Origin of the sequence: Nocardia barduliensis, assembly GCF_013315795.1 — a bacterium.
Lineage (GTDB): Bacteria > Actinomycetota > Actinomycetes > Mycobacteriales > Mycobacteriaceae > Nocardia > Nocardia barduliensis.
Genome location: NZ_JABLTE010000070.1, coordinates 1 through 16113 on the forward strand (window position 1 = coordinate 1; position 16113 = coordinate 16113).

At 64.5% G+C, this 16113-nt stretch carries 25 protein-coding genes; 17 read left to right on the forward strand and 8 right to left on the reverse strand.

What is annotated here, in order from left to right:
• Positions 1-290: 290 nt before the first annotated feature.
• The 7 genes from HOV91_RS25895 to HOV91_RS25925 all read left to right on the forward strand — a co-directional run bounded on the left by HOV91_RS25895 (position 291) and on the right by HOV91_RS25925 (position 3606).
• Complete coding sequence (locus HOV91_RS25895; RefSeq protein WP_281370951.1) at positions 291-605, forward strand: WXG100 family type VII secretion target; 315 nt, start codon at positions 291-293, stop codon at positions 603-605.
• Between the two features lie 17 nt (positions 606-622).
• Positions 623-925, forward strand: a complete 303-nt coding sequence (locus HOV91_RS25900; RefSeq protein ID WP_174188007.1) for a WXG100 family type VII secretion target — start codon at positions 623-625, stop codon at positions 923-925.
• A complete protein-coding gene (locus tag HOV91_RS25905) occupies positions 922-2235 on the forward strand; it encodes a polymorphic toxin type 24 domain-containing protein (RefSeq protein WP_174188008.1) in 1314 nt (437 codons plus the stop codon). Before HOV91_RS25900 ends, HOV91_RS25905 begins: the two co-directional genes overlap by 4 nt.
• A complete protein-coding gene (locus HOV91_RS25910) occupies positions 2235-2642 on the forward strand; it encodes a HEAT repeat domain-containing protein (protein WP_174188009.1) in 408 nt (135 codons plus the stop codon). The genes HOV91_RS25905 and HOV91_RS25910 overlap by 1 nt, the downstream gene beginning before the upstream one ends.
• A 115-nt stretch (positions 2643-2757) precedes the next feature.
• Positions 2758-2979 (forward strand): hypothetical protein, encoded by a 222-nt coding sequence (locus HOV91_RS25915; protein WP_174188010.1) that lies wholly within the window; start codon positions 2758-2760, stop codon positions 2977-2979.
• Positions 2973-3179, forward strand: coding sequence for a hypothetical protein (locus HOV91_RS25920; RefSeq protein ID WP_174188011.1), 207 nt, complete (start codon positions 2973-2975; stop codon positions 3177-3179). The genes HOV91_RS25915 and HOV91_RS25920 overlap by 7 nt, the downstream gene beginning before the upstream one ends.
• A 13-nt stretch (positions 3180-3192) precedes the next feature.
• On the forward strand, positions 3193-3606 hold the full coding sequence (locus HOV91_RS25925; protein WP_174188012.1) for a hypothetical protein: 414 nt from the start codon (positions 3193-3195) through the stop codon (positions 3604-3606).
• A gap of 165 nt (positions 3607-3771) precedes the next feature.
• Here HOV91_RS25925 and HOV91_RS25930 read toward each other — a convergent pair whose 3' ends face one another.
• Both HOV91_RS25930 and HOV91_RS25935 read right to left on the reverse strand, forming a co-directional pair.
• The gene (locus tag HOV91_RS25930; RefSeq protein ID WP_174188013.1) at positions 3772-3978 is read right to left on the reverse strand and encodes a DUF397 domain-containing protein; all 207 of its coding nucleotides are present in this window, start codon (positions 3976-3978) and stop codon (positions 3772-3774) included.
• The gene (locus tag HOV91_RS25935; RefSeq protein WP_174188014.1) at positions 3968-4867 is read right to left on the reverse strand and encodes a helix-turn-helix domain-containing protein; all 900 of its coding nucleotides are present in this window, start codon (positions 4865-4867) and stop codon (positions 3968-3970) included. The genes HOV91_RS25930 and HOV91_RS25935 overlap by 11 nt, the downstream gene beginning before the upstream one ends.
• Positions 4868-5547: 680 nt before the next feature.
• On the opposite strand from HOV91_RS25935, the gene HOV91_RS25940 reads away from it, so the two are divergent.
• Positions 5548-6162, forward strand: coding sequence for a hypothetical protein (locus HOV91_RS25940; protein ID WP_174188015.1), 615 nt, complete (start codon positions 5548-5550; stop codon positions 6160-6162).
• Between the two features lie 394 nt (positions 6163-6556).
• Here HOV91_RS25940 and HOV91_RS25945 read toward each other — a convergent pair whose 3' ends face one another.
• The 3 genes from HOV91_RS25945 to HOV91_RS25955 form a co-directional block, all read right to left on the reverse strand.
• Entirely contained in the window at positions 6557-7015 is a 459-nt protein-coding gene (locus HOV91_RS25945; RefSeq protein WP_217441159.1) for a PIN domain-containing protein, read from the reverse strand.
• On the reverse strand, positions 7012-7260 hold the full coding sequence (locus HOV91_RS25950; RefSeq protein ID WP_174188016.1) for a ribbon-helix-helix domain-containing protein: 249 nt from the start codon (positions 7258-7260) through the stop codon (positions 7012-7014). Before HOV91_RS25950 ends, HOV91_RS25945 begins: the two co-directional genes overlap by 4 nt.
• Before the next feature lie 61 nt (positions 7261-7321).
• Positions 7322-7933: a Uma2 family endonuclease gene (locus HOV91_RS25955; RefSeq protein WP_174188017.1), complete on the reverse strand. Its 612-nt coding sequence runs from the start codon at positions 7931-7933 to the stop codon at positions 7322-7324.
• A gap of 325 nt (positions 7934-8258) precedes the next feature.
• Here HOV91_RS25955 and rpsH point away from each other — a divergent pair, with 325 nt between their 5' ends.
• The 9 genes from rpsH (at position 8259) to map (ending at position 13798) form a co-directional block, all read left to right on the forward strand.
• Positions 8259-8657, forward strand: coding sequence for a 30S ribosomal protein S8 (rpsH, locus tag HOV91_RS25960; RefSeq protein WP_039795549.1), 399 nt, complete (start codon positions 8259-8261; stop codon positions 8655-8657).
• A 13-nt stretch (positions 8658-8670) separates the two neighbouring features.
• Positions 8671-9210: a 50S ribosomal protein L6 gene (rplF, locus tag HOV91_RS25965; protein ID WP_174188018.1), complete on the forward strand. Its 540-nt coding sequence runs from the start codon at positions 8671-8673 to the stop codon at positions 9208-9210.
• Positions 9211-9212: 2 nt separating this feature from the next.
• Positions 9213-9620 (forward strand): 50S ribosomal protein L18, encoded by a 408-nt coding sequence (gene rplR / locus HOV91_RS25970; RefSeq protein WP_246350840.1) that lies wholly within the window; start codon positions 9213-9215, stop codon positions 9618-9620.
• 31 nt (positions 9621-9651) lie between these two features.
• Entirely contained in the window at positions 9652-10311 is a 660-nt protein-coding gene (rpsE, locus tag HOV91_RS25975) for a 30S ribosomal protein S5 (RefSeq protein WP_174188019.1), read from the forward strand.
• Positions 10311-10490 (forward strand): 50S ribosomal protein L30, encoded by a 180-nt coding sequence (gene rpmD / locus HOV91_RS25980; RefSeq protein ID WP_043687386.1) that lies wholly within the window; start codon positions 10311-10313, stop codon positions 10488-10490. The genes rpsE and rpmD overlap by 1 nt, the downstream gene beginning before the upstream one ends.
• 1 nt (position 10491) lies before the next feature.
• Complete coding sequence (gene rplO / locus HOV91_RS25985; RefSeq protein WP_174188020.1) at positions 10492-10935, forward strand: 50S ribosomal protein L15; 444 nt, start codon at positions 10492-10494, stop codon at positions 10933-10935.
• A gap of 171 nt (positions 10936-11106) precedes the next feature.
• The gene (gene secY, locus HOV91_RS25990; RefSeq protein WP_174188021.1) at positions 11107-12429 is read left to right on the forward strand and encodes a preprotein translocase subunit SecY; all 1323 of its coding nucleotides are present in this window, start codon (positions 11107-11109) and stop codon (positions 12427-12429) included.
• Positions 12426-12971 (forward strand): adenylate kinase, encoded by a 546-nt coding sequence (locus tag HOV91_RS25995; protein WP_043719891.1) that lies wholly within the window; start codon positions 12426-12428, stop codon positions 12969-12971. The genes secY and HOV91_RS25995 overlap by 4 nt, the downstream gene beginning before the upstream one ends.
• 29 nt (positions 12972-13000) lie before the next feature.
• Positions 13001-13798 (forward strand): type I methionyl aminopeptidase, encoded by a 798-nt coding sequence (gene map, locus HOV91_RS26000; RefSeq protein ID WP_174188022.1) that lies wholly within the window; start codon positions 13001-13003, stop codon positions 13796-13798.
• A gap of 444 nt (positions 13799-14242) precedes the next feature.
• Here the strand turns inward: map and HOV91_RS26005 are convergent, their stop codons facing one another.
• The 3 genes from HOV91_RS26005 to HOV91_RS26015 are packed head-to-tail and all read right to left on the reverse strand — an operon-like array spanning position 14243 to position 15965.
• A complete protein-coding gene (locus HOV91_RS26005; protein WP_174188023.1) occupies positions 14243-15043 on the reverse strand; it encodes a class I SAM-dependent methyltransferase in 801 nt (266 codons plus the stop codon).
• A 35-nt stretch (positions 15044-15078) separates the two neighbouring features.
• The gene (locus tag HOV91_RS26010) at positions 15079-15510 is read right to left on the reverse strand and encodes a DUF4254 domain-containing protein (protein WP_174188024.1); all 432 of its coding nucleotides are present in this window, start codon (positions 15508-15510) and stop codon (positions 15079-15081) included.
• Entirely contained in the window at positions 15507-15965 is a 459-nt protein-coding gene (locus HOV91_RS26015; protein WP_174188025.1) for a DNA-directed RNA polymerase subunit beta, read from the reverse strand. Before HOV91_RS26015 ends, HOV91_RS26010 begins: the two co-directional genes overlap by 4 nt.
• Positions 15966-16113: the final 148 nt, after the last annotated feature.

Sequence of the window (16113 nt, forward strand, 5' to 3'; positions counted from 1 at the left end):
CCCCCCGACGTGGACGAATCGAACGTCGCATCGTGTGTATTGAACGCACTATTGGTAGCGACTGCGCGCCCGTCAAGGCAAACTCTGTGACATTTGTCCACAACGTGGAACCGATTTAGCAGCAGTGCTTTTCGATTGTCGGTAGTCGAATGGTGGTTGCCCCGAACGCATGAGCCGCCATTTCACTACCGTCGATCTGGAAGCGGGTGGTGTGTGCGGCTGTGACTTCCGCTGTCACCGCGCCTGAGGTGCCTTGGCGCTTGGACGTTCGCTGGTAGGGGGGCAGAGGCTTGGCGGGGGAAGGGCCATCACTGTCGGTTGATACCGACGAAGTCGAAGCGTTGGGTCGCTTGGCGTTCGATGTCGCCACTCAGTGCCGGGAACGGTACTCGGCGCTGGAAACCGATGTGCGAGACATGCTGGAGAGCTGGACCGGCAGCAACTCCGGCGCATTCTCGGTCGGCTGGGAGGAGTTCCACCAGGGGGCAGTGCAGGTGTGGGACGCCCTGTTCGAGTTGGCGGAGAAGCTGGGGATCACTGCCGACACCGTTCGTGGCACCGATCAAAATTTCGCCGCCGAGGTCAGCTCGCTCGATCTGCCCTGAGAAAGGATGGCCGCATCATGTCAGCAGACGCCGAAGCCTTCTCGGTCGATCTCGACAAACTCGATAATCTGGCTGCCCGGATCCGGGGATTCGCTGGATTGCTCTCCGATCAGTTGGCTGCCATCGATCAGAAAGCGAAAGAAGTCGATGCGGCGTCGGCGGGGGCGGTGATGGTGGCCTACCGCGAAGCGCACGACGAGTGGATGTCCGGCGTCACAGACGTCCGGGAAGGACTCACGGCTTTGGAAGAGGCGGTGCGGCTGGCCCACGCGGGTTACACCGGCGCTGTCGCCGAGGGCCTGCGGATTCTGGGTATATGACGGCCCTGGCTGTCGAGCCGAGGGCTTACTACCAAGCGGCCACCAACTGTTTCGACGCCGCATCCGCGCTGCGTGACAGCTTTCTGTACATCTTCGCGGAACTGTCCGGATGCGGATCTATGGCCGGTGTGGACGAGAACGGCCAGGAGTGGGCACGCTCCTACAACGCGGCCGCGTACGAGGCGGTGGGCTTTTTCCAGGACGTCCACTCCACGTTGTACGCATATGGCTGCGCGCTCAACGACATCGGCTTCTTGCATGCCCAAGCCAATGCCACCATGAAGGGCGCGCCGCAGCCGGAGCGGCCGACGAATCCGGACATGCCCGTGTTCGGACCGTTCTCGGTCCCGGCCTCGGCGGGCGGTCCCGGGCAGGGCATCGTCGACAAGGGCATCAATATCGCCAGTCATATCGGCATACCGGTCCCCGACGGGGACACCGGCAAACTCGCCAAGGCAGCCGACGCCTGGGACCGACTCGGCACGATCTACCAGAACACGAACGCCCGCGACAAGATCACGATCGCGGCGGGACTGTTCGACAACATCACCGCCGACGACGCGGGCTACATCCGAGACGACCTCAAATCCCTCGCCAACGCCATCGACCAACTGCTGACCGCCTGCATCCAGATCAGCCAGTCGTGCCTGGCCTACAAGGACGCGTTGACCGAACTCCGTGGCGAGATCGAGGGCTTCTTGAAGTCTCTCGCCGCCGATCTCGCGATCGACGCCGCGATCACCGTGGGCCTCGCGCTGATCAGCTTCGGCGCAGGCGCGGTCACCGCAGGCAAGGCGTTGATCACGGTGCAGAAATGGGCCGGAAAGATCAAGGATGGCATCATCGCCTGGCGAGCCCGCAAGGCGCTGCAGATCGCGGGCGTCAAACAGGAAGCGAAGGATGCCGCGGTCAAGGCCAGAAAGGTGGTCACCGACCTGCGTGATCGGCTGCGTAAGAAGGCGGACGACGCCCCTAAGCCACCGAAAAAGTCTCTCAAGGAAGAGTTGGACAACGCCCAGGTATGGACCGGGCGGAACTTGCCAACTCAGGGCGGTCCCCCGAACGGATACCTTGTCAAACGGGATGCTCAGGGAAACATCACACATTACTCGCATTTCGATGCTGACGGGGTGGCGACCAGCCGAGTAGACGTTGTCGGAAAGCCGCACATGGACAAGGCGACGGGGCAATATATTCCGACACCGCACGTTGTGGAAATTCAGAAAAATATCGACCCCGCTACAGGTCGGATTTTCGCGCGTACCATCAATGACAGTGTCAGACCCGCCTTACCTGAGGAGATCCCATAGTGAACACGGCGGATGGGCAAGTCGGTCTGCGGGCAGCTCTGGAGCATTCCCGCAGCGATGAGGGACTGGTGAGGCTTCGCGCCATCTCCGAGTTGAGTGCCCTGATCTTCGATGCTCAGGCGCGCAAGCGTCTTGTGGAGATGCTGGACGATGACGTGGTCACGATGCAGATCGAAGCCGCCGAGGCTCTGGTGCGGTATGGCGGGCAGGAGGGCCTGCTGTCGGTTCTGGAAGAACTTGGTCGGCGAGACGACGGTGATGTCGATTACATCGCATACCGACTGAGCGACCTGGACAACTTGGGTGAGTTTCCGGTTTTGCAGAACGCAGCCTCCATTGCTGAATCGGACATATCGCCCGATGCGCGACGCGGTCTGAAAGATCTGCATGATGTCATGGGGAGATGAGAGGATGTGGGGCCGCCCGAGGTGCGCTACTCGAGGGGATTCCATAGTGGACACCGGTGAATCCGATACTGATCTGTCGTCGGTATTGGCGCGCTCCCGGAGTAGTGATAATGCTATGAGGATCGAAGCGATACCTGACCTCGGGCGAAACATTCGCTTCAGCAGTGCGCGACAACGGCTGCAAGAGGCGATGCTCGATGACGAGATCGTGACCATCCGAGTCGACGCGGCTGAGCAACTCGTCCGCACCGGAGGGGAAGACGGCTTGCTGGCGGTTTTGCCGAACTGGGTCGGCGACGAAACGATCCTGACATCGACTACATCGCTTATATGCTGAGCGAGCTCGAAAACTTCGGGGAGTTTCCGGTCCTTCGCAATGCTCTGGCTATCGATCAGTCCAGATTGTCCGAAGTCGGGTTTTCCCTCGAAGCGGTGCTGACGCCGGAGCATTCGATGTATCACGCCCCCGAAGGTGAGGAGCAGTACTGCATCTGCGTTGGTTGCTATGGGATCTGCGGGTCACAGGCGGGTCAGTGATGGTTCATCTGCCGTGATCGAGAAGTTGGAGAACTTCCTTTTATGCAACGTCTCGGACGACTGGGCTCCGATCGGCGAGTTCGACGGGACGATCGAGAAAATTGCTGCGGAAGAATACTCGCGCACTTACGTCCTCGATGTCATCCGAGAATTAGCGAACGAAGGACACATCGAGTTCGGGGCTTTTCCTGGGGGTGGCAAGGGGTGGGAACCCTGGAATGTTGGTATCGAGGAAGCAATCAGGCAGATTTCGGACGGATATGATGGGGTGCCCGGATACCTGAGAATTCCTGATGACGAGATCGGCTCCAGCGAGATCTTCAGGGCGAAGATAACCGAAAGTGGCAGGCGGCGGTTGCGGGAGCTGGGCGATCCGTACGAGAACTATGGTGATCCTTGGGCGGACGATCCCTACTTGCATGCGTGAGAAGTGGGTTGTGCCACTCCTCATTCGCCGCGAGTGGCACACCAGCGAGGGGTCTACTCGCGTTTCGCCGCAGCCGTGTGCCACTCGTGGGGGATCGGCCGGGTGGGCGGCGGGGCGGTTAAGTGTTGAGCCCGGCAGCGGGGTGCGGCCGGGCTCGATAGGTTCTCAGCTGTGGTGGAAATCGCCGTCTTTGGTTGCGGACAGGAAGGTGTCCCAGGCGGTGGGGGTGAACGTCAGGGCCGGGCCGGTCGGGTTCTTGGAGTCGCGCATGCCGACCGTGCCGTCGTGCAGGTGGGCGATCTCTACGCACTGGCCATTGGATTCGCTGAAGCTGCTCTTGAACCAGCTTGCTCCGGATAGGTCAGCGGTCACCGTCAAAACTCCTTGCTACCCGGCGGAGCAGGTCTCGCGTGGTTCTTTCATCCAGGGCCGTCTCTCGGATGGCGTCGGCCATTTCAGTGTAACGCTGCACCAATTCGGGCCTTTCCAAGTAGAGATCACTGCTCATCCCGCCGTCGAGGTAGACGACCGGCGGTTCGATCGGCCTTCCCCTGCTGTCGGTACCGAAGTTCAGGAGCACGAACGAGCCGTGCAAAATGCCGCGCGTGTATCCGGCTGAGTACGGGTGGATGCGCAGAGTGACGTTCGGCTGTGTGCCGACATCGGCCAGGTATCGGTGTTGCGCGGCCATCACTTTCGGGCCGCCGACGACCCGGTAGAGCGCTGATTCATCGAGAAGCACGTGAAGTTCGACCGGGCGTGTCTTGCGAGTGACGGCGACCTGCCTGTTGAGACGAAGACGTACTCGTTGCTCGATCTCCTCCTTGGGACCGTCGTGTAGAAAAGCGCCGATCAGCGCGCGGGCATAGTCGGCGGTTTGCAGCAATCCAGGCACCTGCACCGCATATGACGTGAGCCGCTGAGCCGACCGCTCCATCCCGACGTACATGTTGAAGGCATCCGAGAACAATCCGCCGAGCGGAGTGATGCCGTCCTCGTCTCGCGCCGTAGCCGCACGCGACGCCAGCCCCACCGCCTGTTCGGTCTGCTCGGCGTTCACCTCGTAGAGCATGCACAGCTCCCGCACGTCCTGGCGGCGCGGCTTCACCGCCCGTCCGGTTTCCAGGCGTTGTAGCCCGTTGAAGCTGAGTTGAACTTCAGTCGCGGCGACGGCGATCGTCAGGCCGCAGCCTTCACGCGCCTCGCGCAGAAATCTGCCGAGCTGGCGGCGCAGCAGCGTCGGCGACTCGACTTCGGTCATCGGCTTTCCCCCAGGTGAATGAATCCAGCACACGGTCTGAACTGCATCCATTGATACCCCAGAGTTCAATGCTGTCCAGGGCTTTCGGAGAAGTTGTCGGGAATACGCGAATCAGGTCGAAGTGGGCGATGTCCGGCTGGTGTGCTGTGCCTGCGCCGGCCCGCTGAACAGGGCTTTGTCAGTTCGAAGCGGCAAGAAATCCGCGATCGGGCGCACTTCCGATTCATCCGACGGCAGGGGAACACCATGCAGGAAAGCTCCTTTCGTGACACTCCCACCACCAGGTGCGCGTTCTACCGCCGTATCGGCGGACTCGCCGCTGGCGTGGACCCGCACACCGGACGCATCACGGTCCCGGCTGGGAGCGTATGGGGCTTGGGGATGGCGGCGTATCTCGGCCACGAGGTCCGCGAAGAACTCCGGCGGCGAGGCAGCGCTACCGGGCCGATCGTGTCGTACCCGAGATCGCGCAGCTGGGTCTTTCTCGTGCGTCCCGATCTCCCGGACTCGGCCGCTGTGTTCGCCCAGTTGTATCGGGCTGGTGTCACGGTTTACGGCCACGGGCGGGCGATCGCGTTGCCGTCGCCGTCCGATCGCCCTCCTGCGGTACGGCATTGGGTCGAGCCGCCTCGCGACGGTTTCCGGCCCTCGGCGATGGTGGTGGTCGCGGCGATGAGCCGATGCCTTCCGCCGCGAGCGATCAACCTGTCCGCTCTCGGTTCTCCCGAATCTTCCACGCGGGCCAGGGGAGTTCGGTGACAACCGATCCAGGAATTCCTCTGAGCAAAAAGCACGTTCGTGCGTTGCGCTTGCCGGGCACACGTGCCTTCTTCGATATCTTCAACGCCCGCATCGAGCCGGCGGACGCGCTGATGGTGTCGGCTGTGGGGCTGCTCGGCGTGTGGGTCCGGCACTACGCGACCCGCAAGCCTGGCCGTCCGATGAGCCAGCGGCTCGCCTACCTGATGGACCTGCATATCTGGGCGATCGACCGATATGTGGAAGACATGCTCGAATCGGCGAGCCGAGAGGGCTACGAGCCTGCTGCGGACGTCGAGGAGATGCGTTACTCCTACGGCGAGATGGTCAGCCTGCTCACCGCAGATTTCGTGCGCTGCCGTCGCGAGGAACGGCAACCCGGCGGAATCACCGAGGACCAAGTGCTCCACCACGTGCGGCACTGGGATGGGTTCAACGCGATGGTGGACGCCGTGGCCGCCGGGCAGGTGCGATTTAGGATTCCGCGCACCACGCAGCCCGCATCGGCTGCTGAACCGTGCGACCCGGCGACGTGACCACCCCGCGCCCGGAGGAGCCCGATGTCCGCCTGCGCGTCCTGCTAGACGGCATGAGCCTGGACTTCGCCGCTTGCCACGCCGCAGCCGTGCGATTCATTCGAGAGTGGTGCGCCGTACGCGCTGCTGCCGACCTCATCGTTGTTCCCGGCGAAACCGCCGGACTGCCGCGTTTGCCGTGCGAGCGCCTCTACTTACAACCGTGAAGACTCTCGCATCAACAAGCTGCGAACCAATCCTCGACTCAGGCAGAACACCCGTGCGAATGGGGCCGCGAGTGGCACACCATCGAGAGGCTTACTCGGCCGATGGCGCAGTGGTGTGCCACTTGCGATTCAAAAACTGTGGGCGTCGAAGGCACGGGGGGTGAGTTTGGGGGGCGTGGTCTGTGTAGCTATAGGTCGTCCGGTAGTACTCGGAAGGATTTGTGCTCGGTGAGCGGGGTCACCGCGCGGAAGTCCCTCCGGTCGAGTGTGAGGACTTCGTTGGTCTCGTAGTCGGCGGCCAGGGCGGCTGTCACGGCGTCCGCGAGATTCAGGCGCAGATCGGGATAGAGCCTGCGGACGGCGTTGGCCTGCTCGAGAACGTCGGCAGTTACCACAGCGACTTCGAAGTGCTTGGTACGCGCCTGAGCGGTGAGGTCTTCGATCATCTCCGTGGAGACGCGCGAGCCGAGTTCCCGACGCGCGACGTGGTCGACCTCGGCGAGAACCAGGGGCGACAGGACCACGAGCCCAGCCTGTTCCAGTACCCGAAAGGCGCCGTCGCTGTCCGGTGACGAGGTGTCGAATGCGGCGATGAGGCCGGAAGTGTCGGCGATGACAATTCCTGGGCGCTCGAAGTCCGATGTCACTCGCGGTCCGCGTCGTCGCCGAAGTTGTCGGCGAGGATGTCGTCGACGCGTTCGGCCAGAGTGGGATCGCCGCTCGCGAAACGCCTCAACCGCAAGGGTTCGGAGCGGCGGCGCACCCGCATCGCGGCCAGATGGATCGCATTGCGGATGATCTCCGCCTCGCTGACGTCGCTCCGTGCAGCCGCTTCTTTGATGACGGCAAGGTCTTCGGCGTCGGCGTAGACCATGGTGCGCTTGAGGGGCATATGAGTATTGTGGCATATATGCCAGTGCGGGCGATCTGGAACTGAGGCGGCGTCGTCTGTATCAGAATTCCAACTCCGACCACGGGATGTGGATCGGGAACGGGAAGTCGATGGTGATCGCGTCGGAATCGTTCGGTGCCCACTTGCCGATCAGGAGGTAGTTCGTCGGATGCAGCGGGCGTACGCCGGGTGGGAGCTTGCCGGGGGCGGTTTCCAGGGCGTATGCGCGAACCATCGCGATGGTGCTCTGTTTACGCGCGAGCGTCACTTCCCAATACCAGGGAACGCCTGCATCGGCGTAGCGCCTCTGCTCGTCGTGAGGATCGGTAGCGGTGCTCCACGGAGCATGAATTCGGCTCACGAGTAGCACGTCTTGGGCGCGAATGTCCTGGTAGGGGGCGTCGAGGCGGCGATAGACGAGGACGTCGGGGGTGGCGAAGTCGGACTTGCCGGTCTTGCCGAAGAACACGTTGGTTTCGAAGTCGACGCGCCACCAGCTTTGTGGCTGCTCGGCCATGCCATCACGTGCGCAGCGCTTGAGTGCGCTGGTCAGCGCGAACGCGAGCGCTTGATGTTCGGCAGGTTCTCGCTGTCGCCAGACGACGCGCCCGTTCCGCAGCTCGATCTGTCCGGCGATCTCCTCGGGTAGCTGCTCGAACTCCTCCCAGGTCATGAACTCCGGGAGGTCGGGTCGCTCGACGCCTGAGCTCGACATAGCCTCATGTTAGACCGGCGGCGGGTCATTTCCGCTGGTCACAAACTGGATAAGACGACGGGCTCACACACCCCGATTTTGCCCTGGTGAACCCCTTGCCTACACTAGAGCGGTTGCCTGGGCACCTCCATGTCCGCATGCGTGCGCTCGGGCGATCGAACCTCCTCCGGTCGGCAAGTGCCGGCCGGACCATCCGAATTGTCGTAGGCCCACCGCTGGGCGTGCCGATGTGCACGGCGGCGCTGTATGGGAACCGCGGCGAGAAAGGTGTCTAGGTCGAACCATGACCATGACTGATCCGATCGCAGACTTCCTGACACGTCTGCGCAACGCCAACTCGGCGTACCACGATCAGGTGAAGGCTCCGCACTCGAAGCTCAAGGCGAACATCGCCGAGATCCTCAAGCGCGAGGGCTACATCGCCGATTACCGGACCGAGGACGCACAGGTGGGCAAGACGCTCATCGTCGACCTCAAGTACGGCCCGAGCCGTGAGCGCAGCCTCGCCGGCGTGCGCCGTGTCTCCAAGCCCGGTCTGCGCGTGTACGCGAAATCCACCAACCTGCCCAAGGTGCTCGGCGGCCTCGGCGTGGCGATCATCTCCACGTCCTCCGGCCTGTTGACCGACAAGCAGGCGGCCAAGCAGGGCGTGGGCGGCGAAGTCCTCGCTTACGTCTGGTAAGGGGAGCAGGACAATGTCGCGTATTGGTAAGAAGCCCATCGCCCTTCCGGCCGGTGTGGATGTGACCATCGACGGCCAGGACATCTCGGTGAAGGGGCCCAAGGGCACCCTGTCGCTCACCGTCGCCGAGCCGATCACCGTCGTCAAGGGCGAGGACGGCCAGCTCGAGGTCGCCCGTCCGGACGACGAGCGCCGCAGCCGCGCGCTGCACGGCCTGACCCGCACCCTCGTGTCGAACATGATCGTCGGTGTGACCCAGGGCTACGAGAAGAAGATGGAAATCTTCGGCGTCGGTTACCGCGTCGCGCTCAAGGGCCAGAACCTCGAGTTCGCCCTCGGCTACAGCCACCCGGTGCCGATCGAGGCGCCCGAGGGCATCACCTTCGCGGTGGAATCGCCCACCAAGTTCTCCGTGTCCGGAATCGACAAGCAGAAGGTCGGCCAGATTTCGGCGGTCATCCACGGCCTGCGCAAGCCCGACCCGTACAAGGGCAAGGGCATCCGCTACGCCGGCGAGGTCGTTCGCCGCAAGGTCGGAAAGACGGGTAAGTGATCATGGCGCAAACCGAAAACCAGAAGGCCAAGCGCATCCCCCTGGGCAAGGACGTGTCGACGCAGCGTCGCCTGTCGAAGACGCGCCGTCACTTCCGCCTGCGCAAGAAGGTGGAAGGCACCACCGAGCGTCCGCGTCTGGTGGTCAACCGCTCCTCGCGGCACCTGCACGCGCAGCTGGTGGACGACTCGGTCGGCAAGACCGTCGCCGCCGCCTCGACCATCGAGGCCGACGTCCGCGCGCTGGACGGCGACAAGTCCGCCAAGAGCAAGAAGGTCGGCGCTCTGCTCGCCGAGCGGGCCAAGGCCGCCGGTGTCGAGGCCGTCGTGTTCGACCGTGGTGGGCACGACTACCACGGCCGGATCGCCGCACTGGCCGATGCCGCTCGCGAAGGTGGGTTGAAATTCTGATGATCGACAACAAGAACGGAAGGAACGTCTGATGCCGGGACGTCAGAGGCGTGACGGCGGAAACGGGCCCGCCGGACAGAATGGCAGCGCCCCCGAGGGCGGCCGCGGCGACCGTCGCGGTGGTGGCGACCGTCGGGGCGGCGGCGACCGTCGCGACAGCGCCGCCGAGAAGAACCAACTCGAGCGCGTCGTCGCGATCAACCGCGTCTCCAAGGTCGTGAAGGGTGGTCGGCGCTTCAGCTTCACCGCCCTGGTGATCGTCGGTGACGGCAACGGTCTGGTCGGCGTCGGCTACGGCAAGGCCAAGGAAGTTCCCGCGGCCATCCAGAAGGGTGTCGAAGAGGCTCGCAAGAACTTCTTCCGCGTCCCGATGATCGGCTCCACCATCACCCACCCCGTTCAGGGTGAGGCGGCCGCCGGTGTGGTCATGCTGCGTCCGGCCTCGCCCGGTACCGGTGTGATCGCCGGTGGCGCGGCGCGTGCCGTGCTGGAATGCGCCGGTATCCACGACATTCTGGCGAAGTCGCTCGGTAGCGACAACGCCATCAACGTCGTGCATGCGACTGTCACTGCCCTCAAGCTGCTGCAGCGTCCGGAAGAGGTCGCGGCCCGTCGTGGCCTGCCGCTCGAGGACGTCGCTCCTGCGGGCATGCTGCGTGCGCGCGCTCAGGCTGCCGGAGGTGTCAAGTAATGGCAGATCTCAAGGTGACCCAGATCAAGAGCTCGATCGGCGCCAAGAAGAATCAGCGGGACAGCCTTCGGACCCTGGGTCTGCGCGGTATCCGCAAGACCGTGGTCCGCGAGGACAACCCCCAGAACCGCGGGCTGATCAACGTCGTGCGCCACCTCGTGACCGTTGAGGAGGTCTGACATGACCATCAAGTTGCACCACCTGCGTCCGGCTCCCGGCGCCAAGACCGAGAAGACCCGTGTGGGTCGCGGTGAGGGCTCCAAGGGCAAGACCGCGGGCCGTGGTACCAAGGGCACCAAGGCGCGCAAGAACGTGCCTGCCGCCTTCGAGGGCGGGCAGATGCCGCTGCACATGCGGCTGCCCAAGCTCAAGGGCTTCACGAACCCGTTCCGCACGGAATACCAGGTCGTGAACGTCGGCGCCATCGCGAAGCTGTTCCCCGAGGGCGGCGAGGTCGGCAAGGCCGAGCTCGTGGCGGCCGGCGCGGTTCGCAAGAACCAGCTGGTCAAGGTCCTCGGCGACGGGGAGATCGGCGTCGCGGTCCAGGTGACCGTGGACAAGGTCACCGGCGCGGCGAAGGAGAAGATCACCGCCGCCGGTGGCACCGTCACCGAGCTGGGCTGACGGTACTCTGCATAACAGCGGCACCGGACGAGTGAAGGCTCGTCCGGTGCCACTGTTAGAGTTCAATAGTTGTCTGCCAAGCCTCGTCGTGGTTTTCGGCGTCCCTTCTGTGTCGAGCAGGGACATCGCTGAACATCCATGTCATGACCATGTCGTTCGCCAGGAGGATCAGTGCTTTCCGCCTTCGTATCGGCCTTCCGGACTCCGGACTTACGGCGGAAGATTCTCTTCACGCTGGGGTTGATCGCGTTGTACCGGCTGGGTGCTTCGCTGCCGTCCCCCGGTGTGGACTACAAGGCGGTCCAGGAGTGTATCGACCTGGTTTCCGGCGGTGAGTCCGGCGGCATCTACCAGCTGATCAACCTGTTCTCCGGTGGTGCGCTGCTGCAGCTGTCGGTCTTCGCGATCGGCATCATGCCCTACATCACCGCGAGCATCATCATCCAGCTGCTCACGGTCGTCATCCCGCGGTTCGAGGAACTGCGCAAGGAAGGCCAATCCGGCCAGACCAAGATGACGCAGTACACCAGATACCTGTCGATCGCCCTGGCGATCCTGCAGGCCACCGGCCTGGTCGCCCTGGCGGCCCGCGATCAGCTGTTGCAGGGCTGCCAGGAGGACATCCTGGCCGACACCAGCATCTTCGGCATGATCATCATCGTGCTCGTGATGACCGCGGGCGCGGCGCTGGTGATGTGGTTCGGCGAGCAGATCACCGAGCGCGGCATCGGCAACGGCATGTCCCTGCTGATCTTCGCCGGCATCGCCGCCCGCATCCCGACCGAGGGCAAGGCCATCCTGGACAGCCGGGGCGGTCTGGTGTTCGCCCTGGTCTGTGTCGCCGCGCTGGCGATCGTCACGGCCGTGATCTTCGTCGAGCAGGGCCAGCGCCGGATCCCGGTCCAGTACGCCAAGCGCGTGGTCGGCCGGAAGATGTACGGCGGCTCCTCGACCTACCTGCCGCTGAAGGTGAACCAGGCGGGCGTCATCCCGGTCATCTTCGCCTCGTCGCTGCTGTACCTGCCGAACCTGGTGGCGCAGCTGACGGGATCGCAGAACAACCCGGACCCGAGCTGGTGGCAGGAGATCATCCAGAAGTACCTGGTGAACCCCAGCAACCCGGTGTACATCGCGATCTACTTCGGTCTGATCGTGTTCTTCACCTACTTCTACGTCGCGATCACCTTCAACCCGGAGGAGCGCGCCGACGAGATGAAGAAGTTCGGCGGCTTCATCCCGGGCTACCGGCCCGGTAAGCCGACCGCCGACTACCTCAACTTCGTCCTGAGCCGTATCACCCTCCCCGGCTCGATCTATCTCGGTCTGGTCGCCGTACTGCCGAACGTGTTCCTCGATATCGGTTCTTCCGGTGGCGTCCAGAACCTCCCGTTCGGCGGTACCGCGGTGCTGATCATGGTGAGCGTCGGTTTGGACACGGTGAAGCAGATCGAGAGCCAGCTGATGAATCGAAATTACGAAGGGTTCCTCAAGTGAGAGTTGTACTGCTCGGTCCGCCGGGCGCCGGTAAAGGCACCCAGGCTGTCCTGCTGTCGGAGAAGCTGGGCGTTCCGCACATCTCCACCGGGGACCTGTTCCGTGCGAATATCAGCCAGCAGACCCCGCTGGGCCGCGAGGCGCAGAAGTACATGGACGCGGGCGACTTGGTGCCCAGCGACGTGACCAATCGGATGGTGGAGGCGCGGGTCAACGAGCCCGACGCCGCCAACGGGTTCGTACTCGACGGATACCCGCGCACGGTCGACCAGGCCGACGCGCTGGAGAAGATCCTCAAGGACATGAACGCCAAGCTCGATGCCGTGCTGCGCTTCGTCGTGCCGGAGGACACCGTGGTGGAGCGGATGCTGGCCCGCGGTCGCACCGACGACAACGAGGGCGTGATCCGCAACCGGCTGCGGGTGTACCGCGAGGAGACCGAGCCGCTGCTCGACCACTACGACGGTCTGGTCGTCTCGGTGGACGGTGTCGGCGAGGTCGACGACGTCAACGCGCGGGCACTGCGCGCGCTGGGCCACTGAGCAAGTTCGCGATGGAGCGCTGAGGCCGGATGGTCTTCAATCGCAAGAAGAAGGTCGTGCCGTTCCGGACGGCAGGCGAACTGGATGCCATGGCGGCGGCCGGCGCGATCGTCGGCCGCGCTTTGGTGGCCGTGCGCACGGCCGCCAAACCGGGGGTGTCCACCCTGGAACTGGACGAGGTCGCCGAGCAGGTGATCCGGGACGCGGGCGCGGTGCCGTCGTTCAAGGGCTACCACGGCTTTCCCGCGTCCATCTGCGCGTCGGTGAACGATCGCGTGGTGCACGGGATCCCGACCGCCGAGGAGATCCTCGCCGAGGGCGACCTGGTCTCCATCGACTGCGGGGCGATCCTCGACGGCTGGCACGGTGATTCCGCGTGGACCTTCGGCGTCGGCACGATCATCGAGGCCGACCGGCTGCTCAGCGTGGCGACCGAGCTGTCGATGGAGGCGGGTATCGCGGCGATGTTGCCGGGCAACCGGCTCACCGACGTCTCGCATGCCATCGAGCTGGGCACCCGGGCCGCCGAGAAGGAGCACGGGCGCGCCTACGGCATCGTCGACGGCTACGGTGGGCACGGCATCGGCCGCGAGATGCACCTCGACCCGTTCCTCGCCAACGAGGGCGAACCGGGCAAGGGGCCGAAACTCGTGGTGGGCTCGGTGCTCGCGATCGAGCCGATGCTCACGCTCGGCACCACCCAGACCAAGGTGCTCGACGACGACTGGACCGTGGTCACCGTGGACGGCAGTCGCGCGGCACATTGGGAGCACACCGTCGCGGTCACCGAGGACGGACCGCGGATCCTGACGCTGCGTCCGGAGTAGCGCACGGCGGGCGCGGCCATCGAGCCGTCCGATCCGGCAACACTGCGCGGCGAGGAAACGAGCCGCACCGACGCCAGGAGTCCTGGTCGATCTCGCCGCGCGTTCGCGTGTCGACACCATGCGCCGACACGACCACCGGGCGATACCCAGCTCGCGCTGGATCGGTGACGTCGTTCCTTGCACCCGCGTCCTGCGTGTTCAGCCGAAGCGGTGAGCCCGGGGCGGTGCCCGTGCGGGGCGGAACGGTTACTTTCTCCTTGGTTCGACATTGTTTTGAACGATGCCGTCAGCGTATGGCCGGGCGGGTGGTGCGGACGTGAGTAGCTTGCTACTCGAATTGCGCTGGCCCGCGGCGCAGTTCGCTGCGATCAGGCCGGTCCGCCGCCTCGGTCCGGGTGGGGGGAAACGTCGTGGCCTGGGTGTTTCGTCTGCGTAAGTAGCCGTTCAGTCCGGGGCGCGCAGCGTGGATCGCAGTGCCGAAGTCAGGATGGGCAGGTCGAATTCGCCTTCGGATGTCTCCGGCCTACCGCGCAGATAGTCCATGATCCGGCCGAGCACCTCGGCCCGCTCCTCGGGCGGGATCACCAGCGTGTGCGATTGCGTGCCGATGGTCGCCGTCAGGGACTCGGCGGTGCGTCGATGCCGGTGCGGGAAAGTCGACCGTTCGAACTCGTGCGCACCGAACAGCGGGTGGTCGGGAAGGTGGACCTGTCCGCTCGGTGGCGGAGCGGTGGACACGCTGGACCCGGCAACCTGCTTCAACCCGGCGACCCATTCCACCGAGGTGTCGTCGGTGTTCCACAGGGCGGCGAGAACGCCGCCGGGCCGCAGCACCCTGAGGAACTCCGGATAGGCGCGGTCCAGGTCGAACCAGTGGAACGCCTGCCCGGCGACGATCGCGTCCACCGAAGCGTCCGCGAGCGGAATGGCCTCTGCGGCACCGCCATGCGCGGCGACGCTCGGGAACCGGCGGATCAGTTCGGCGCGCATGTGCTCGTCCGGTTCGACGGCGATCACCGTCGCGCCGACTTCGAGCAGCCCCTCGGTCAGCTTGCCGGTGCCTGCGCCCAGGTCGAGAACGGTCAGCGGCCGCCGGTCGGCGACGGCGGCCAGCGCCCATCGGAGGGCCTCGACCGGGTAGTCGGGGCGGTGTTCGGCGTACGCGGCGGCGTGCGCGCCGAACGAACGCGCTCTTGTGGCGTGCAGGGCGAACTTCGCGTCGTCTCGGTCGGCCGGACTCCCCATGCGTCCAATCTACGGATGGGGAGCCGCGACGGAACCTACGATGCGCCGGGAAGTCTCCGCACGCCCGCGCAGACTTCGGCGGCGAGGTCGTCGTAGCCGACGGCCAGTTCGGCCAAGCGCTGCCAGGCGTCCCACAGATCCCATTCCGAAGCGCTGGCCAGCGCCGCGTAGGCGTTCGCGGTGAACTGGGCCAGACGGTCGATCACCGCGCCTACCGTTTCGGTGTGTATGTGCGCCGCGCCGTGCGCGGGTGGCAGCTGCACCGTGATCCAGCGATCGATGTCGCGAATCAGGCTCGCACGCAACGCATCGATCTCGTCGAGTGAATCCTGACCGGCGCTGAGCCTGCGTTCGTGCAATGTGGTGAGTTCGTGTGCACCGCGCAGCAGCGGGTTGCTTTCTTGCAGTTCACCTCGGCAGGCTTGCAGTACTTGATGTTTCGCGGGCAGGGCGGCCCCGGTGGTCATCGCCTACCCGTTCTCGTGCAGGAGCGGACGGTTTCGACGATGGACGAGCCGGAGGGCCGGAAGCCGTTCTGGGGAGCCACGATCCAGTTCCGGTAGCCCGCGTCGGCGTCGGCGGGGGACGGCAGGGCGATCTCGCCGCCGCTGGGCACGATCGAGACGTTCAGACGGAACAGTTCGGCGAACAGCCGGACGTCGTCGGGTAGATCGGGGCGGGTCAGGAAGGTCCACCGTTTGGATCTGACGTGAGAGACTATCGGACCCAGCGCTATTCGACGCTCGGTGAGATCTTCGCGAACCTTCTGCCCCAACGCGGCGGGCATCGTGATCGCGCCGACGAATCCGGCGCGGACGACTATTCGGCCGAGTTCCGGATGAACTCCGGCAGGCAGGTCGCAAGTGTGTCGATAGTAGGCGCATCGGGCGGTCGGAGTGTCCGCCAACGCCAGTTGGTCCATGGGGCCCTCGGGTAACTTCGTTCGACTTTTTCCAAGCCGCCCGGCCGGTGCTGCGGCATCAATGCTGTGATCCAGTACACGGTGCGGGCGTTGTCTCAGTAGAGCACTCCATGGAACAGATCAAACATTCCGTGCAATTAGTTCTCGA

Excerpts from the sequence above, each read along its gene's own strand:
- HOV91_RS25900 (WP_174188007.1), top strand. The coding sequence starts at position 623 with ATGTCAGCAGACGCCGAAGCCTTCTCGGTCGATCTCGACAAACTCGAT.
- HOV91_RS25905 (WP_174188008.1), top strand. The coding sequence starts at position 922 with ATGACGGCCCTGGCTGTCGAGCCGAGGGCTTACTACCAAGCGGCCACC.
- HOV91_RS25915 (WP_174188010.1), top strand. The coding sequence starts at position 2,758 with ATGAGGATCGAAGCGATACCTGACCTCGGGCGAAACATTCGCTTCAGC.
- HOV91_RS25920 (WP_174188011.1), top strand. The coding sequence starts at position 2,973 with ATGCTGAGCGAGCTCGAAAACTTCGGGGAGTTTCCGGTCCTTCGCAAT.
- HOV91_RS25935 (WP_174188014.1), bottom strand. The coding sequence starts at position 4,867 with ATGACCGAAGTCGAGTCGCCGACGCTGCTGCGCCGCCAGCTCGGCAGA.
- HOV91_RS25940 (WP_174188015.1), top strand. The coding sequence starts at position 5,548 with ATGCCTTCCGCCGCGAGCGATCAACCTGTCCGCTCTCGGTTCTCCCGA.
- HOV91_RS25950 (WP_174188016.1), bottom strand. The coding sequence starts at position 7,260 with ATGCCCCTCAAGCGCACCATGGTCTACGCCGACGCCGAAGACCTTGCC.
- HOV91_RS25955 (WP_174188017.1), bottom strand. The coding sequence starts at position 7,933 with ATGACCTGGGAGGAGTTCGAGCAGCTACCCGAGGAGATCGCCGGACAG.
- rpsH (WP_039795549.1), top strand. The coding sequence starts at position 8,259 with ATGACCATGACTGATCCGATCGCAGACTTCCTGACACGTCTGCGCAAC.
- rplF (WP_174188018.1), top strand. The coding sequence starts at position 8,671 with ATGTCGCGTATTGGTAAGAAGCCCATCGCCCTTCCGGCCGGTGTGGAT.
- rplR (WP_246350840.1), top strand. The coding sequence starts at position 9,213 with ATGGCGCAAACCGAAAACCAGAAGGCCAAGCGCATCCCCCTGGGCAAG.
- rpsE (WP_174188019.1), top strand. The coding sequence starts at position 9,652 with ATGCCGGGACGTCAGAGGCGTGACGGCGGAAACGGGCCCGCCGGACAG.
- rpmD (WP_043687386.1), top strand. The coding sequence starts at position 10,311 with ATGGCAGATCTCAAGGTGACCCAGATCAAGAGCTCGATCGGCGCCAAG.
- rplO (WP_174188020.1), top strand. The coding sequence starts at position 10,492 with ATGACCATCAAGTTGCACCACCTGCGTCCGGCTCCCGGCGCCAAGACC.
- map (WP_174188022.1), top strand. The coding sequence starts at position 13,001 with ATGGTCTTCAATCGCAAGAAGAAGGTCGTGCCGTTCCGGACGGCAGGC.
- HOV91_RS26005 (WP_174188023.1), bottom strand. The coding sequence starts at position 15,043 with ATGGGGAGTCCGGCCGACCGAGACGACGCGAAGTTCGCCCTGCACGCC.
- HOV91_RS26010 (WP_174188024.1), bottom strand. The coding sequence starts at position 15,510 with ATGACCACCGGGGCCGCCCTGCCCGCGAAACATCAAGTACTGCAAGCC.
- HOV91_RS26015 (WP_174188025.1), bottom strand. The coding sequence starts at position 15,965 with ATGGACCAACTGGCGTTGGCGGACACTCCGACCGCCCGATGCGCCTAC.